This is a genomic window from Pseudomonas sp. Leaf58, assembly GCF_003627215.1.
Lineage (GTDB): Bacteria > Pseudomonadota > Gammaproteobacteria > Pseudomonadales > Pseudomonadaceae > Aquipseudomonas.
The window spans coordinates 436,114-453,563 of record NZ_CP032678.1 but is presented as its reverse complement, the minus strand read 5'-3'; the positions used below and the strand labels follow the sequence as shown (position 1 = coordinate 453,563).

The 17,450-nt window shown below is 56.7% G+C and carries 16 protein-coding genes; 13 read left to right on the top strand and 3 right to left on the bottom strand.

Annotation, left to right across the window (positions count from 1 at the left end; translation table 11 throughout):
* Nucleotides 1–5: 5 nt before the first annotated feature.
* Nucleotides 6–461: a hypothetical protein gene (locus tag DV532_RS27650; protein WP_056798821.1), complete on the bottom strand. Its 456-nt coding sequence runs from the start codon at nt 459–461 to the stop codon at nt 6–8.
* A gap of 129 nt (nt 462–590) precedes the next feature.
* On the opposite strand from DV532_RS27650, the gene DV532_RS27645 reads away from it, so the two are divergent.
* The 3 genes from DV532_RS27645 (at nt 591) to DV532_RS27635 (ending at nt 3,704) form a co-directional block, all read left to right on the top strand.
* On the top strand, nt 591–1,235 hold the full coding sequence (locus DV532_RS27645) for a hypothetical protein (RefSeq protein WP_056798823.1): 645 nt from the start codon (nt 591–593) through the stop codon (nt 1,233–1,235).
* 9 nt (nt 1,236–1,244) lie between these two features.
* Complete coding sequence (locus tag DV532_RS27640) at nt 1,245–1,991, top strand: hypothetical protein (protein WP_056798828.1); 747 nt, start codon at nt 1,245–1,247, stop codon at nt 1,989–1,991.
* 81 nt (nt 1,992–2,072) lie between these two features.
* Nucleotides 2,073–3,704, top strand: coding sequence for a hypothetical protein (locus DV532_RS27635; RefSeq protein ID WP_120715469.1), 1,632 nt, complete (start codon nt 2,073–2,075; stop codon nt 3,702–3,704).
* Between the two features lie 4 nt (nt 3,705–3,708).
* On the opposite strand, the gene DV532_RS27630 is transcribed toward DV532_RS27635, so the two are convergent.
* Nucleotides 3,709–5,334 carry an ATP-binding protein gene (locus DV532_RS27630; RefSeq protein WP_056798833.1) on the bottom strand — a complete coding sequence of 542 codons (1,626 nt, stop codon included), beginning with the start codon at nt 5,332–5,334 and terminating at the stop codon, nt 3,709–3,711.
* A gap of 134 nt (nt 5,335–5,468) precedes the next feature.
* Between DV532_RS27630 and DV532_RS27625 the strand changes: the two genes are divergently transcribed.
* The 10 genes from DV532_RS27625 (at nt 5,469) to DV532_RS27580 (ending at nt 16,248) form a co-directional block, all read left to right on the top strand.
* Nucleotides 5,469–6,572 (top strand): hypothetical protein, encoded by a 1,104-nt coding sequence (locus DV532_RS27625; protein WP_162949006.1) that lies wholly within the window; start codon nt 5,469–5,471, stop codon nt 6,570–6,572.
* Nucleotides 6,573–6,593: 21 nt separating this feature from the next.
* A complete protein-coding gene (locus tag DV532_RS27620; protein WP_056798839.1) occupies nt 6,594–7,742 on the top strand; it encodes a hypothetical protein in 1,149 nt (382 codons plus the stop codon).
* Between the two features lie 112 nt (nt 7,743–7,854).
* Entirely contained in the window at nt 7,855–9,222 is a 1,368-nt protein-coding gene (locus DV532_RS27615; RefSeq protein ID WP_056798842.1) for a hypothetical protein, read from the top strand.
* On the top strand, nt 9,219–10,232 hold the full coding sequence (locus DV532_RS27610) for a type I-F CRISPR-associated protein Csy2 (protein ID WP_056798846.1): 1,014 nt from the start codon (nt 9,219–9,221) through the stop codon (nt 10,230–10,232). Before DV532_RS27615 ends, DV532_RS27610 begins: the two co-directional genes overlap by 4 nt.
* Nucleotides 10,229–11,431, top strand: coding sequence for a type I-F CRISPR-associated protein Cas7f/Csy3 (locus DV532_RS27605; protein ID WP_056798848.1), 1,203 nt, complete (start codon nt 10,229–10,231; stop codon nt 11,429–11,431). Before DV532_RS27610 ends, DV532_RS27605 begins: the two co-directional genes overlap by 4 nt.
* Nucleotides 11,432–11,491: 60 nt before the next feature.
* Entirely contained in the window at nt 11,492–12,055 is a 564-nt protein-coding gene (cas6f, locus tag DV532_RS27600) for a type I-F CRISPR-associated endoribonuclease Cas6/Csy4 (protein ID WP_056798851.1), read from the top strand.
* A gap of 35 nt (nt 12,056–12,090) precedes the next feature.
* Nucleotides 12,091–12,399, top strand: coding sequence for a hypothetical protein (locus DV532_RS27595; RefSeq protein ID WP_056798856.1), 309 nt, complete (start codon nt 12,091–12,093; stop codon nt 12,397–12,399).
* 61 nt (nt 12,400–12,460) lie between these two features.
* The gene (locus DV532_RS27590; protein ID WP_120715468.1) at nt 12,461–13,684 is read left to right on the top strand and encodes a hypothetical protein; all 1,224 of its coding nucleotides are present in this window, start codon (nt 12,461–12,463) and stop codon (nt 13,682–13,684) included.
* On the top strand, nt 13,591–15,816 hold the full coding sequence (locus DV532_RS27585; protein ID WP_120715467.1) for a hypothetical protein: 2,226 nt from the start codon (nt 13,591–13,593) through the stop codon (nt 15,814–15,816). Before DV532_RS27590 ends, DV532_RS27585 begins: the two co-directional genes overlap by 94 nt.
* 90 nt (nt 15,817–15,906) lie before the next feature.
* Nucleotides 15,907–16,248, top strand: a complete 342-nt coding sequence (locus tag DV532_RS27580) for a hypothetical protein (protein WP_056798863.1) — start codon at nt 15,907–15,909, stop codon at nt 16,246–16,248.
* A 209-nt stretch (nt 16,249–16,457) separates the two neighbouring features.
* Here DV532_RS27580 and DV532_RS27575 read toward each other — a convergent pair whose 3' ends face one another.
* A complete protein-coding gene (locus DV532_RS27575; protein WP_056798866.1) occupies nt 16,458–17,447 on the bottom strand; it encodes a CNNM domain-containing protein in 990 nt (329 codons plus the stop codon).
* Nucleotides 17,448–17,450 lie beyond the last annotated feature (3 nt).

Below are 17,450 nucleotides of genomic sequence, written 5' to 3'. Positions count from 1 at the left end.
TTAACTCATGAGAAGGGTTCGTAGGTGGGGGATTGGTCATGCCGAGAGCGCTCGATGGCTGGGTGTTGCATCACCCACTCGACCCATCGCTTGGCTCGCGCCTGGCAGTACCCGAGGGACTCTCGGTAATCGGGGTGCTCGATAGCGCTGCGAACGTGCAAGTGCGCACGCTTGCCCAGGATGAGGACGTCCTGCTGGTCATCATTGAGATCGATCACGCGATTATCAGCGCGCACGAACATGTGGTCATAATTGCCCGACAACCGACCGCCAAACAAGTCTCGGCATACCAGCGCTGCAAATTTACAGCTGCCAGAACGATCCGCGCTCGGTGCCAGCCCGCGCTCGACCTGGCGCTCGTTCCAAAGCCTCTTGATGGCCTCGCGGGCAATGGTCAGGTTGGCCTCGGTCAGCGCCAATTGTGCAGGGTATTCAGCTCGTAAATCGCGCTTGCTCAGCATGCCAGACTCCTGTGCTTTAGCGGATTTTATGAGACCGATGTAAAAATTGCACGCACTTTCGAGTTAGCCAATAATTGACTATTGACGCTGGTTTTGCCCACACTATACCCAAGACCAAGAGGATTCGCCATGATTCACAGACTCAAAGAGCCGGGCCTTGAGCTTGTCCTCGGCCTGATTGATCGATTACCCCTGGAAGATTCGGATATTCCGGCGCTCCATGCTCGCATCGATTCATGGATTGACCAGGCCTCCGCAGCAGAGCCACTGAAGTTCGATCGGGAGGCCTTGGAGCGTCGTGCCGATACCCGTCTGATCGAAGTCCTGGATAGCATCAACCATCCTGGCGACCTCCGCGCATTGGTGGGTGAGTACAAGCAAAAAACCCATGCGGCCAATGCCTTCGTCGACAGCGAAAAGTCGCGTGAAGATGTCGACCATGCTGGCGCGCATCACCTTCCCGGCTTGCTGCTGGTAAAGGACAGAATCGCCAGCTGCCGAAACCTGCTTGCCATTCGCCTGACTATCGTGGCCCTGGGTGTGGAATTGAGTCGCAAGCCCAGAATCACCGTGATGCCCTATGAGCAGGATTACATGGTGTTCAAGCATGTATTTAGCGTGCTTGAAAGCATCAGGGCGGCGCGCTTGCCGCGTGCACCGCTGCTCCAGACGATTGCGGAAATCAAGCAGAATGCCCAGCTGGGCATCATTGCTTCGGTCAAGCGGGCGCTGGATAGCCGCGCCGAAGAACGGTTTGCTGCCTCGTCCTTCTGAGGAAATCTGATGGCAACTTCTGCGCTGGGTTTTGAATGTGCAAATGGGGCGCACAGACCGCTGCTCCAGCTCTGCTGCAACCAGTTTCATGAGTATCAAAAACAGGAAGGGCTGATGGTCGAGACCTTCACCAACGACCTGTTACTCCTGTCTCTGGTCAACCTGGCGCGGGTATCGGCCAGAATCGAGACAGGGCTTTACGCCTACGTCAGTGAAGGTCGGGTATTGAGCCTGGACGGCGGTGTGATGAAGCACGCGTTGCTTCGCGCCCTCGCACATTCAGGGCTAGTGCCGCCTGACCTCTGCGCCGAAGCGGCAGCCCCACGCGTAGGCTTCGAAGAGCGGGTCAACCAGCACATTGACCGTGAGCGCGAGGCGCTTTTCAAAAGCACCTTCAAGCTGTTCGTCCAGGGTACGGCTCCGACCCTCAGCACAGTGGACGACCTAGGGTGGTTTCGCTTGCGCCTGAGAGACGACATCACCATCCTGGCGAACCTTCAAGACCCGGCTCATCGTAAAGTCGCCCTTCAGTATAAAGAATGCAAGGTGATTCAAGAAATTGCACCTGGCTGCAGCATTCAGCAGGTGCTGGAAGGGATTGAGCAACACAAAGCCTTTGGGGCGCCCGGCGTATACGATCAGCACCCTGAGATGACCCAACTCCTGGAGTTCATTGACGACCTTCAGCTCCCGGAAATGGTGGCTCGAAAATCGCGCCCTAGGTGTTCACCAGGTGGCGATAGCCCTTCCCTTTAGTCAACCGTTCATTCTGAGGGGGCTGGCACAGCCGCATGAGGCGCCTGCGCCTAAAATCACTTCTTTGCGAGGCGCTAGGCCATGAGCTTGGGCACTAAAACCGCTGCCGGGTACCTGCTTGAACATCTCCCCGACGATACTGTTCGTCACTTTTCCCCTGATCTGTATCGGCTGTTGCAGGCCTGTCCGAAGCTAAACACCGCTGCTGGCATCAGCCGCAATGTTGTTGGCAATCGAAGCCTCAACCTATCGTCTGAACTGGCCAGACCTGACCTGTTCGCGGTCGCCGCAATTGAGCAGTGCAGCCTGGACTTTAGACAAGCGGCCTGGGCCTGGGAGGGTGGATGGAATGAGTTGGAAATGTATGAAGGGGTTTGGCACTACGGCTCGCTCGTTGCCTACAGCCTAGCCAGCTCAGGGAACGCAGAGGCGCTCAACATGCTTCCCCTCATTGCAGGACTTCCATCGCTGATTCCAGGATCAACCATCGGTGCCATGCTGGATCCCGCTGCGGGGTGGTACAGGGTCAGTACCAGAGGGCGCAGCGAATTCATGGCCACCCTGTGCTGCCTGACAGCCGGTGATCCGGACAACTACACCAAAACATTGGGTGAGACGCCGAATGGAGCTCTGTACTCCAGATTACTTGGGGTTGACCGGGAGGGGCGCTGCAGCTTCGCACGTGCCAATGCTCTGACGGATGAGGCTATCCGCGAATGCGTGCAAACCATTTTCCATGATGCCCTGCATATCAGGCACCGCATCAAGGCTGAGCCGCTGTCGCCCTTCATCTGGTACAACGAAACTGGCCCGGCGATGACTGCCTTGGCTGTGACGCAAAGCCATGTATTTCTGGAGCAAGGCACTGATCCGGCGCAGGTATTCGCCCTTGCACAGCGCAGGTTGCGGGCCTTTCTCAGCTTTATGAAGGTAGGCGACCATGTCGACCAGATCGCACGTGTAGGAGCCAGCGGAGCCTTCCTTGTAGCCAAATGGCGCAAAGCCGCACCGTTTATTCAAGACGACGACCTGGCAGGTATCGATTACAACTGCGCCAAGACCCTGGATGAGAACAAGCGGCTGGACATCTTGAAGGCCGCACCTGGACTCTTGGCAGGGCCACTGAGCTTCTTCGACCAGTCCGAGGATCAGGTTCGGCAAAAGAATGTCTTCAATTTCTTCAAAACCCGCCAGCGCCTGGAGACGATCTCCCCCCTTCACGCGTTTGGCGACAAAACGCTACACAGAACTGCTGCCTATTGCCTAGGCAAGCGGCTGCTCAGGGCTGACATTCTTGGCTACCCTGGCGCCGCACAAGCCCTGCGCGACTACCATGCCCAGCCCCCGTCGAAATTGCACTGGGTTCACCCGCTGGTCAGCTTTCGGATGGGTTGGCTAGACTGGGCGGATGCAAACACCTTCCTGCGCTTCTTCCACGCCATGCTGTCGGACAAGCTGCATGAAGAACAGTTGGCGCTTGAGGGGCTGCGCACTTTTTCCCGGTGCTACCCAGAACATTATGACAACGCCTACAAGGATTTGGTCAAGGGGGATGTGGCCAAACGCTTTCTGGAGCGCGCTGCTGTCCACATCACCCCTTCGATGTCCTCTTTCGCCGCCTGGGGGAGCAACATTGGGATCGGGGGCTGGCGATCGATTTGGGTTTGTAGTTCAGTCGGATCTGTCTGCCCACACAAAAGTGGTACCCGCTGAGGAGTTATAAGCCCCGGAACTGGGCACACTGCGTGAACAGCTCGATGCTAACGGGCAGTTTGCGTCCCTTGGCAAACTTCAGCGTTAGTTTCAGGAGCTCCTTGATGTCCCGCCCTCCCACAGAGGTGAACTTCTCGCACAGCTGATCAAGCAGCGTCTCGCTCAAGCCCGCATTGTAATTTTCACCCAGCACCTGCCACAGCTTCCGGCGCGTGACGTCATCCGGCACCACATAGCGGATGTGGGCCACGCACCGGGAGACGATCGCCTGATCAACGTCATCAGGGCGGTTGGTAGTCATGAACAGCAGCCCGGAAAAATATTCGAGGTTGCGCAGGAAGGAGGCCACCACGGCATTGTGCTCCAGGTCATTGCCCCGCATCCGGATGTACACACACGCCTCGTCGATCAGGAGCACCGCATTCCACCGTTGCGCCCGCATGAGGATCATTTTTAGGTTATTCTCGACATCATCCGACTGGATACCCAGCTGTCCCGAATGCACCCGGTAGAGCGGACGGGCCACCACTTCCGAATAAACCTCCGCCGTCAGGGTCTTGCCCAGACCAGGTGCGCCACTGCACAGGATGCAGGTGCCCCCGGACTTGCCCTGGACGATATCGCTGAGCATCTCCATGTCCGAAGCCAGGATGTCGATCAAGGTCTTGTGATCTTCGGGCAGCACCAGTTTTTCCCGCAGCTCTGGCTTGTAGACATAGGGTTTTGCATGGTCGACGTGAGCCCAGGCATAAGCGTGGGTTTCGAGATTGAAAAAGTAGATGAGCGGATGATAAGGCAGCGCAGAAAATGCCCCAGGGTAGCGCTCTGACCAGAACTCGTTGTCAATTTCATCAATAAACACGCGCTGAATGATCGCTTCCTCATTGATGGCTCGGAAGGTGGTCTCTTCGCCCAGGCGATGGGCGACGCCCATTCGATCCAGATCCTCCCCGCTGAACGTCATGCCGCTCAACAAAAACTGCTCGGAGTGCCGTGGCTGATAATCTAGGAACAGCGCCATTTGCCGCTCATAGTCCGCCTTGAGCTCCGGCGTCTCCACATGGATACCGTGGTTGCGCAACAGTTCGGGTAGCGTCACCCCTGCGATCGTTTCGGACAGGAAAGTGATTTTCTTCGAGCCGACTTGCTGATTGCCCTTGCTCTTTGCCGCAACGTTCGCCAGCAATTCTAGGGTGACCTCGGCAGGATTGGTGCCGTACGAGGTCTTTTTCTCTGGCTCATAGCGAATTTTACCGATCAGGTACGGCAGAAAAATGCCGTTGTTTTCCATGTACACCCAACCATCAATGGCTTGCCCCATAAAATGCTCGATCAGCACATTGGGCAGCGCCTTGAGCGTGCGGACTTTGGTTTGATCCGGCTTCGTCAGCACGTTGATGATGGTGGTGGCCAACATCTGCAGGCCGCGAAAGCCCTGCTCCTTGGCAAATTGCTGAATGGCCTCGTAGTGCTCCAGTTTCAACCGACCCAGATCGCAGATGGCCTTATTGTCACTTCCCTTGATGAGCCTGTGCTTGGAATCGACCAGCTCGGCCCCCTCGTCAAGACCCAGGCTTTGAAGGAAGTCGCGCAAGGGCACGCAATTTTTGTCATCGATATCAACGATCATGGGGGGTCTCCAGGGAATTGATTATTTAAGTATACTCGATATACCTTGATAGACAAGCTCTGCTGTAGGCTTGGTGCCTCTTCCTCGCGTAAAATGCAAAGAGCAACCGTATTTCACACCTGGAGACACTCCCCGTGAACTGGAAACATGATCTTGCGCAAGCCATGGAGGACATCCAGGGCTTCAATACCCATGAAGACACGGCGCGGCTAGTGGCCGGACTACAAACCGCCAAGATCATCGCTTCCCAGCAGATTCTGCAAGGCGATGTCATTACGTCGCAGCGGGTACTGGCGGAAATCGAAGAAACCATCCGTCGAACCAAGTATTGGGGCGCACCGCTTCGCCGAGAATTTCTTACTCTTTATTCGCTGGAATTCGTGCCCCATCACCGCATGGTCGAAGACATGGCCTCGCTCCCCAAGGAAGTGGATGAGCGGGTGCTGCACGGTTTTGAAACCAATCCTGAGCAGTTCCACGAAACAAAGGTGGGTACGTACTTCGCCGCCCTGATCAATCGCAAGCGCCACTCATTGGTCGCCAAACTCATGGATCTCATGCTGGATCAGGCCGTGCCGCAATACCGGGGGCAACGAAGTACAGCCCACATGCTGCCCGAATTCAACCATGGAATAGACTGGCTTGCCCTAAGTAAGGACAAAAAGCGCCTGTACATGCAGGTGTATGCCAAGCACGAGCAGAAGATCGTGGCGGCCATCGCCCAATCCAATGAGACGCAGCTTAAGCAGCGCTGGTCTGGCAACTTTCAATCGCACCTGATCGCCGCGCTGTATGCCCATGGGGTCAACACCCTAGCCGAACAGATGTTTCAGCTTCACCTCAAGCACCATACCTCCGACGTGTTGATCGCGGAAATGATCGCTATCAACAAGTTCCCTGACCGAGAGGCCTGCCAGCAGAATGCAGCCTGGGCGGTCGAGCAAAAAAATGGCACCTACCTGCTGGGCTTGATCGAATTGCACCTGGCCACCAAAGGGCAGTTTCCGCTGCTGGTCGATCCTGGCAACAAGATCCTGGAGGCCCATGGGGCGCGGATGAGAGCCATGATTCGTGACCATGGTGATCAGTCTCCTGCCCTGGCCGGCGAAATTGCCGTGCGCTTCCTGGAAGGATGTTCTGGTGCAACCCACTTTTTCGCCAAGCCATTACCCAAGGCAGTCGTCAACCGTCACCCCTCCCTGCTGGAAGGCAGCTTGCAAGCAGATCTGGGCTTATAGGTCACCCAAGGACAATCCTTCATGCACACCCTCTCGAAACGCCTGAACCAGGCCAAAGCTGAAGTTGAAGATTTTGTGAAGCACGGCAGCACGCTGCGGCTGACCCATGCCTACCGTGAGCTCAAGGATGTGATGGCCACCGCCGCCATCGAGGGGCACCTTGGTCTTGTGCAACACACGATGAGCTACGTCGGCAGCATGGGTAACTATCTGCCGGACAACACCCGACTGGCGCCCGCTATGGCCACCGCCTACTGCAACGAATTCGACCCCATCCCTGAAATGCTTGCGCTCATTGATTCGCCGACCCTGGCCATGCATGAGCGGTTTGTCGAGTCGTTTCTGCACAGCAAAAAGCTCAGGAGCGCCCATGAACTGGCCCTTCCGGTTGAGAAGATGTGTAAAGCCGGCCATTACCAGCTCGTCGGCAGAATCATGGATTGGCTTCTGGAATGGCATCGCGGTAAACAATTCGATCGCGACAATCGATTTCTGGCGGAAACTGCCCAGCTGCTCAACGTGTTTGCTCGGCATGCTGCCTGGGACAGCCTGAACGATAACCAGGACGCTCATGACCACGGCGCTACCCGATCAGGTCTGCTGCAGGCGCTCAAGGGCTTTGAAACGCATGGCGACACGTTGAAGGCCATGTGCGACCCAGACAGCGATATCCGCGATGACCTTCTGGATGGAGGATGGCTGGATCCTGCAGTTATCAGGGGGCTGTTCACTGCTGGCCAGGTCAAGCATGCAGAACACATGTTTCATCAATATTGCATGATCGTGGTCGATGACAAGCTGATTACAGGCATGCTGGCGGCAGGGCTGACACTGGATCCTGAAGCCGTTGCCCGTCGTATCGCCATTTGTGAGGATGCCGGCAGTGGGCGTTACGGGCTGTCCGCCATCGTCATGCACTTGGCCAGTGCTGGCAGCATTCCCGCTGCCATCGACTTCAGCATCATGGGTGGAAAAGTCGTTGCGGTGTTCATCAGCAAGCAATGTCAGGCCTTCGGCGCCCAGCACCCAGAGTTATGTGTGCAACTGATCGAGCGGTTCCTGGAGTTCAACGACAGCACAGGGTTGGCCGCACACGGTCTTCCCCGTGAGATATTGGAGCAATGCCCGAGGCTCGCCGAAGAAGAGCTGTCCACAGCCCTCGGATTGTAAATTCTTCTTCGCTTTATTGACAAATTGGCAATACTCATCCATAGTCATTTGGCAAAGCGCTTGACTATCAATATACGTTTAAATACATTGCATGGGATATCGAGGAGATGCCATGCAAAGCCAACCCCTGGAAGCCTTTCTTCGCTTTGACCCTGATCCTGCACTCACGAAAAAGCAGCAGGAAGAGGCCGGTAACCGTCACCTGTACACCTTCGCTGCCGCCATCACTGGCAAGGCCTCGGTGCATCCGGAGCTGGACAACGAAAACCAGTTGGCCGAGCTGCTGCTCACCGCTGTTTCGTTCAAGCTCAGTGGCAGCAAGAAAGTTCCCTCTTCTGCACAAGTGGCGATTGATGCGCTGGTCGACCCGGCGCAGGTGAGCATTGCCACAGCCTTGCTCTGCAACGACCACACCTCGCACTACTTGAGCAAGGCTGTGCGGGCAGACTACGACAACCACTTCCTGAGGCCGCCACCCAAATCGCAGGTTCGCCAGGGACTGACCCTGGATGGGATAGATGCTCCGACCCTTCTGAACCTCTTTCACCTGCAAGGGGCGGCCTTTTACAGTTTCTACTGCACCCTCTTCTACTACCGAGGTCGCTTGACCAGCGGCATCGAAGCGGTGCTTGGCCAACCATTCCCTGACCTGCAGCACGCCCTGCACAACCAGCTGCGCGCAATGGGCCTTCAGCGCTTCTCTGAGGCGCTTGAGCAGCAAACGCAGGCCCTAACCTATCGACGGCATCCGGAGCTTGTCCAGGGCAAGCAGGTGGCCTTCCCGCTGAGGCCTGAGGCCATCCGCGAGCAGGCCTATGTCGTGGTGACCCCAGCGCCGGCTGTCAGCATGATCTATGCAATCGACCACGCGGTAGACAAACGCTTGCGACAGGGCATTCGCCAATTCGAGAAAATGCGCCTGGGTGGCGCTAACCCGATCAATATGGGCTCTTCGGTGCTTAATCTATCCCGAGGATCCGGCCCGCTCGCGCACAACCTTCGCCCCTTGCGAGCCTATGTGCCACCGCTGAGCAAGCGCCTCTACTTGAGCGAGCATGTTCTGCGCCAGCACAGTTACGAGTATGCGTCTGTGATGGAGCTGGATGACACTAAATTACTGGAGTACCTGCGCACGGCTATCAAATCCCCGGCAGAACTCAAGCAGTGGGCCAGGCTGCTGCCTGCTGCCCTGTTCAAGATCATGCGCCCCCTGGCCGACCTGAGAAGCAGCGCTAGCCCAGAAACCTTGGCCCTCAGCTACCGGCACGAAATCGAGAAAGATTTTGTCTGCAAAGACTTGTACGAAGATTTGTTGAAGCGCGCCATCGACAAGCACAGCTATGCCATGCTCGCCAGGCACGTGGCTGACCAGATCGAAGCGCGGCTGCTCCCTTACAAGGGTTTTGGTGCAGGTCTGGGGGTGGTGCGCAAGAAGGTCATCGTGCGCACAGCTGAAATGGTCGGGAGGAAACTGCTGTGAATACCCTGCTCATTCCATTCATGGCCAACAACGTCAACATGAGCCCTAGCGTTCACGTCTTTGGCACCCTGTCCATGACCGGGCTGGCAGGCTTCGGTCATGCGGTGGTACGCATGATCTCCAGCGTTATTGGACTGCCTTTGGCTGATCACGGGGTTGCACTCGCCCTGACCGAGCACCACTATTTTCCGCATTACCAGCGACCTTCGTGGACTAAGCGCCCCCTCTATGCCAAGGCAGTCGGCGGCGCCCCGGTACAGGAGTTTCGCATAGGCAGTCTCGCCGGCTTTGCTATCGTGCGCTTTGAAGCCAAAGACGAAGCGTTCATTGCCGTTCGCCAACAGCTCTCCCTGATCAGTCACAACCTGGGCAAGCTTCGTCTGGCCGGTGGCCAATTCTTCCCGGATCCACGCGGGGTGAAGCTGTTCGAAAATGACAGCGACGGCGCCCTGGCATTGGCAAAGGTGCCTTACGACGCACGGGTTTACGTGGATCACACGCACTTGATTCAGCGCTACGCACTGCATCATGGGGTGGATGATCTCGAAGCTCTCCTGGCGCTGGTGACTCAGCCGAACACGCCCGATACACCCCGTATCGCCGAAGCACCTGACGGCCAGAGCGTATTGGTCGCCGAGTGTGGCGAGCAAGTGCCTGAACAGGCCCTCGAAATGCTGTCAGATGACCTGGAATTCGACTTTTCCATCTTTGACAGCGAAGACGAATGGGGCGATGTCGATGCGCAGGTGCTTCTGGATCAGGAGGGGTGGCTGGAAGAGTACTTTGGCCGCCTGATTCCTGTTGACATTGGCTATCGGCTGCTTGAGGAGCCGGTGCAGCGCCGTCATCGGTACACCGACGAACACCCCTACCCCCATGCCTATGCTGAGCCGGTTACGGGGCTTGCCCGACTACAGATTGTTGCTAGTTGCCGAAAGCAAGCAGCTCCGATTTTCTGGACACGCCAATCCTCTTTCCCCTACCTCACAGTTACAGGTCGAAATTCATGAGCAAGTCCAGTGTGACTCGCAACACTCTACCGAGCATTTTCAGCTTTTGCGGCAGCATTGCCCTGTCCGATGCACTGATGAAGATCATCACCCGTGATGGAGAAGAACTACCAGTCCTGGTCACTGCTCGCGGCCTGCTGGGTATGAAGGGCTCCGACAAAAACGCCAGCGAAGTGCGTAAGCACCTGCAAGAGCACCCTCGCGAAGCGCCAGATTTGTCACTCAATCCCCAGGTGGTCGACAAGGCGGTTATCGAACACGAGGCGGCTGAGTACCTGCAGGTGAGTTATCGCATGATTGTCAATGCGAACAGCTTGAAGCCGCATGCCTCGAACAACCTCGACATCGCCTTGGCCAGCATGGATTTCATTCGCCAGTATTATGCCCTGGGCGGTTCTACCTACCTAGCCGAGCGCTACATCAGCAACATCCTGCGCGGTCTGTGGCTGCATAGAAACCTTGAGTTTCGCCACGACGGCAGTGTGCAAGTAACGGCTTATGCCCACGGGGTTGAGCCCATCACCTGCACCTTTGAAGGGCTCAGCGCCAAACCGGACTTCACGGTGATCGATGGTAGCCAGGGCCTTATCGCATTGATGGCCAGCGCGCTCGACGGGACATTGGTCGGTGCCGACAACACCCCTACCCCCGCATTCTTCGAAGTCCGGGCACGTATCCGGGTATTCCCCGGCATGCAGGTCTATCCCTCGCAGTTGATGAACATGGATGACCAAGGCAAGAAGCTCGCCTACCTGTCCACCCGCCAGGGCCAGCGCCAGGCGATCATGCACAGCCAGAAGGTGGGTAATGCCATTCGCAGAATTGATGATTGGTATCACAAGCCGCTGCTCGAAGCTGCCATGGCTCGCAGCGATGCGCTGGACGTCATGAAGGCGCTGACCCCGAAAATTCTGGATGGCAGTTTTGAGCTCGAAGCCATGCCGGTGGAACCGCTGGGGATCGAGCGCTCCCTGAACCTCGCCTACCGCCTGGCTTTGAACATCGACGTCTTCGAAATCCTACGCAACCTGGTAGGTGGCATCAATCAGAAGCTGGCCAGCGCCACCGGGCTGGCCGACCTCACCGACGACATGCATTACCTGGCAGCATGCTTCATCCGGGGCGGGCTGTTCGGCGGTGAGAAAGACACCTCGGAAGCCGATGCCAAGAAAGGCAATCGGAAAAAGTCCGTCGCTTGAATCACTGCCCCTAACAACAAGAAAACCGGCAGGGCGAGGCCCTGCCTGCGAGGAAGAACGATGCAGCGGTACTACTTCGATTTCTACATCAAGAGCAAGCGCGAATCGGTCAAGTATGCCAACAGCATCCTGTCTGGGATCCATCACCACCTCAGAAGTAAGGCGTTGGACAACATCGGCCTGAGTTTTCCGGAGTATGGCAAGACCACCCTTGATGGCCTGCCGCTGGTAGGCAACATCATTCGACTCGTCTCCACCAGTGAGGTGGCACTATTCAGTGTGCGTGGCGGCGAATGGTTCGCCAGCGATATTTTGAACGGTGACTGTGCGGTGTCGAAGATCATGCCTGTGCCTGAGGGGGTTCCAGAGGTCTGCTTTATCCGCAGTCGCAAGCCTGAGGGGATTGCGCGGCGGATGCGGGAGTTGTTTCCAGGACAGCGAATCACCCCCTACAGCGTCAACAAGGCTGACCCAACCCCATTGGCAATGATCAAGGTGTTCACCATTGAAAAGCCTTTGCACATGTTTGTGGCCTTTGAGCATGCGCAAGCGCGGGCCGATGGCAAGTTCAACAGCTATGGCCTGGCAACCCAGGACAACCAACTGACTGTCCCCTGGTTCTAGTCCAAGACCTACCCTACTGCCCACGCGAGGCCATCATGAAGCACATCCAAGAGTTCCTGGCTGCCATCAAGAATGCAGGCGTGGTGATCAGTGGGGAGGAAGTTCTGCAAGAGATGATGGTGCGCAGCGATCACCCGCTGGTTGTGATGCTTCAGGTGGCTGAGCAGGGCCGACCACAATCGATGGGGTTTTATCAATGCCAACGCGGGGCCAACCCCGAACAGATCTGGCGAGCCATGCAGGTCTTTGACAGGAGTGTGCAACGCGAGCTGTTTCTGATGTTCATGCTCAGCGTGTCGCCTACCCCAAGGTCTGAATACATGCCCTGCTCAACAGAGTGCTGAAGCCGGTTCACTTTAGCTGTAAATTGCATTTTTTCCAAGATCTCTCAACGCCTGGCAATCCATGAACGTGTACCTGAAGATGCTGGCGCCTGTCACCGTGCTGGGCGCGTTAATCCACGACCTGGGGAAATGCTGTGTCAGCTTTCAGGAAAAGTTGGCGGGCAATCTCGGTTATGAGCCGATCCGGCACGAAACCATGTCGTTTTTCATGGGTAGTCTGATTTTCAAAGAGATCCATCAGTTGGCCACGCCGGAATCGCTTCGCGATTGGTGCAACGGTCAGCTCCCACGCTTGCTCCGGCGTGTGCTACGGGTATCACCCTATCCAGAGATGGTGCTGGATTACGTCTGCCAGACTGTCAATGCCCGGCTGACAGCAGAACACTGGCGTGTTGAACAGGTAGGGTTGACCAGTGCCCTGTGGCTGGCGCTGTCCCACCACCGGTTGCCAGAAGGCGCCGATTCAGAAGGACTGGTGGAAGCCCCCTGGGTGGCGTTCAGTAAAAGCCGGAGCTATTTCATCCGTCAGCGTGGCGAGACCGAATACGACGCAACCACCGTAGCGGACATCGAGCAGAATTTGACGATCCCTTTGTCTGCTGTCGCCACAGGCGGCCTGCCCTGGAACAACCTGGATTGGTGCCAGGCGGTGCTCACGGCCTACAAGGAGATCAAGCTGGCTGAGCGGCAGCTCAAGCGGCGTAGCCGGGACTTCGACATTCTGGACGAACACAATCCTTACACCCAGGGACTTGCCTTCATGGCCAGGCCTGCACTGGTGTTTGCCGATTACTTGGATTCGTCTCAGAAGAAGCCCAGCATCTCCGATCGTGACAAGGGGGAAATCTATGCAAACACCATCGACGGCATGTTTGCTGACGCCCTGGATGAACATCTGCTGCATACCGGAGCGTACGCCAGGGGCTACTTTCGCAAGATGTTCCTGAACAAGCGCACGCTGATGGACAAGGCCCCTTCACTGTCACGAACTTCCAGGGCCAGGCAAATGAAAGGGGTGAAATTCACCTCCAATGACCCTCGGTACCAGTGGCAAAACAAGATCGGCGAGCAGCTGGCACAGCAGGCCTCCGACCAGCCATTTTTCGGTTGCGTGATTGGCAAGACCGGCTCGGGCAAGACCCGTGGCAACGTTCTGACCATGCATGCGATGAAGAAAAGCCTGCGCTTCACGTGCGCCATTGGCCTGCAGCACTGGTTCAGCAGACCTTCTCCGCCTACCAGGAGACGTTCATCGGCCTGGATCTGCGCAACGTCGCCCTTCTGATTGGTGAAAAAGGCCATGCCAAGCCAAACCCGGAAGCCATCAAGCTGAGTCAGAACAGTGGCTACGACCCGCTGCTCCCTCAGGGTACCGGCAACGATCAAGCCTTCGATGTGGCAACCCTGGGTGATGGCTACGAACTCTACAGCACCTCAAGGCGAAAACATGAGCTGGACTTTCTTTTTGATGCCAAAAAACAAGCCAAGCTGATCACCACCCCGGTGCAAGTACTGACCATTGACCACCTGATCTCCGGCGCCAGCCTGGATATGGCCTCTGGCCTCAAGCAGCTGTTCCACCTCATGTCGACGGACATGGTGATCGATGAAGTGGATGACTATGATCCCAAGAGCTTGCCGGCGATCAGCCGGATGGCCTTCATTTCTGGCTTCTTTGGGCGTTCGTTTGTGGTGTCTTCGGCCACTGCCAGCCGGGTGATCGTCGATGCGCTGTACCAAGCCTGGTACAAGGGGATCAAAAAGCGACAGCGGATGAAGATTGGGGTGATCCCCCGCGCTGTACTGATCAGTCATGTGCCTGGCTATGAAACACGCCTGGTCGACCCTCGGCACTTCTCGGCGGATTTGACAGTGTTCATGCGTGGCGTGGATCGACATGCCCGCAGCAGCGAACAGCGCAAGCACGCAGTCAAGATCGTGCAGATCACCCCCGCTGTCTACACCGAGACGCAGTTGAAGTACAAGCGAAATGCCAAGTTCCTGAAAGACGAACAGTGCTGGGAAATCTTTAACAAGGCCATCCAACCCTTGCACAATTTGCCACATGTCGGGGTTGAACGGGATGGAATCAAGCTGAGCTCGGGGTTCATCCGCTTTACCCACATCAAAACCGCGCAACACTATGCCGCGTGGCTGAATGCGCAACAGGTGGAAGACACCCTGATCATCCCCTTCTGCTATCACTCGAAGATGATCAGTGCCGAACGCCGGGCCGTGGAAGACGTGCTTGTGACGCTCAACACCCGGAAGGCCAAGAATGGCGTGTCCGGAGACGACGCCATTTTCCAGCATGACCTGGTGCAGAAGCTAATGGCTATCGCCCGCCAGCACGGCATTCGCAATATCCAGCTGATCTTGTGCACGACCAACATCATCGAGGTTGGCCGCGACCATGACTATGACTACGCAATCCTGGAACCCAGCTCGACGCGTTCGATGGTGCAGGCAGCAGGTCGGGTCTGGCGCCATCGCAACAAGCTGCTTCCGGAAGGGATGTACAACTCGATGATCCTGAGTGGCCCAGTGAAGTACCTCACCCGGTGCGAATCCAATGATGTCTGGCGCTTCCCTGGGATTGAAGACTCCGATGAAGATCGCAACATTCCAGGGGTGTCGCTGTACCGGTTCTGCGACCTGGAATCGCCCAACTTCAAGCTCAAGCGCATGGCCCACCTGCTCCATGACCTGGGGGTCGTGGTGAAGCGGCCACTGAAAGCCTTCAAGTGGGCTAACGATCATTTGATGAAGACCGTGGATCTTTGGTGTGACGATTTTGCCAACACCAACCGAGACCTGGCCAATGTCCATGCCGGCATGTGCTTTGGCGTTCCTGAGGAAGGCAAGCAGTCTATCTATGTCAAAAACGTGATGAGCAGTGCCGAACTGGCCAACCAGGCCATGAACCTCACAGGGATTCCGCGCCTGTCCAGTGATCGCCGCTTCAACTGGCCGCATGGTCTGCACTACGCCCATTGCAACATGGCGGTGCTCAACGCCAATCACCCGACCAAGCGGCTGCTGCGTGAAGCGGATGAAAACGTCACCCTGTATCCCGACGATGAAGACACCAAAAGTGTAGGCGAGCTGGTGGATCACTGGCGGGTGATGGTGCAGCGCACCACGAAAAGTCAGGACAATTACTCGGACATCAGTCTGCCCATTGTGCACATCGGCTTCGGCCCCCTGTGGGTGCCGCCCAACCTGGTGGAGCTGATGGATCGCTATGCCATGCATTCCACGGAAATGGCCGGGGCTTTGACCATCCGCCTCAGTGAGTTCCAGAAAGTCTTGTTGGCCGATGAGCTCACCACGGCCTATGTCCCAGGGCTGGGCTTGGTGCTGCACCCGGAGACGCTAGCGCTGGTGGCCAAGACCGACGCCAGCCAGGCGCCTTAGCACTTCTCTATTGAACGGCCAGAAGCGCTTCAGGTATTTTCAAATGAACATCAACCCACTCTACGGGTGGTTGATCATCAAGGATCTAGTATGAGCACGCACAAGCAACTACCCTCTCCGACCCTGACTGAAAAGCAGTGTCATTCCTTTCGTCGACTACCGGTCAGCTTCAATGCTATGGTGCAAGCGATCTATGACGCAGGCATTGCCCATGGGCAAGCACATGCCTTGAGTCAGGCAAAAAACGCACCGGGCTCACAAGCTGGTCTTGAGGCTTTGGAGGCGCTGGAAGCGCTGCACAAGGACATTGACAGCTATGAGTGGAAATCTGCCCTGGCACGTTTGGCAGAGCTGCGTCGAAACATGGAAGCTCAGCCATCAGTGCCGTCTCTGCGTGGACAACTGCCGGAAAATGATCCAAGTCCCTTTTAAGCCACTAAGGCTGGCTGCATAGCGTGTTGAATAATCATGGTGTTCGGCACGCATGTGGCGTATGAGCCAGTCCGGGCTTGGTTGTTCATCCCTTTGAAAATGGCCATGGCTACTGGCTTACCAGAAGCAGCCGGCAAGCGAAACAGCGACTCCCCTAAGGTGCCCTCCCCCCACTGCTGCTACTGATCTAATCAGTGGCAGACAGTTGCTCATGCCACAACTGGCGCTTCCCTGGCTTCATGGTGCCCGGAGCCCTGGAAGATCCGTTTGTAGATCGTTTTTGCGGAAATGACGCCCAGGGGCATGCCGTTGCGGGTTACCAGCAAGCGGGAGCACTTGCCTTCACGCAACATGACCAAGGCATCGATGATGCTGCTGTCCTCATCAATCAGTGCCACGGCACGCGCCACGTCTTCAGCCCGCGCATTGCGATCCGACATCACGCCCATGGCCGCATCCCTGGTGGAGATCACCCCTATGATGCCCGTGTGATTGTGGATGATGAAGTAGGTATCGTGCTGACCGGGGATTTGCGTCTCCAAGTCAGCAAGGCGTGAGCCGGCGTCCACGCTGATCATACCCCTGCTTGGCTTCATGTCCTTGACCAATACCCGCTGCAGCAGCAAGGCATTCTGGAGGATGTTTTCCTCCAGATGGCCAATCACGCCATTTTCCGAGTAGTACGTCACGATGTCCTTGAGCTCGGACATGCGCAAGGTGCGTTTGCGATCGAGGCGGAACAGGCGGATCCACACGGTGGTCATCATCACTGCCGGATAGGTCAGGAAGAATACCAGCCGCATGAGCCATGCCAGGTGCACCAGAAGGCCTTCGAAGTGATGACGGGCCACCACCTTGGGCAGTGAGCGGGCAAACACGATGTTGGCGTAGATCGACAACCCTATGTAGATCGCCATCGCTTGCCCGGAGAACAGGTTGAACGCCAGAATACCGACCGTACTGTTGCTCACCACGCCGATGATGACCTGAAGAATCATGGCCCCGGCCATGTGCTGGTCGCGACGATTGCTGACTGACGTAATCATGCGCAGCTGAAACGGGGTCAGGCTTCGCCGTTGCACCACTGAGCGCACCTTGAACTCGTCCGCCAGCATGGCCACGGTCTCCAGGCAGGAGATCAGCCCGGAAATCAGAATCGATGCCAACGAGCACCCCAGAAGGATGGCGAGTTCAGTCATAAT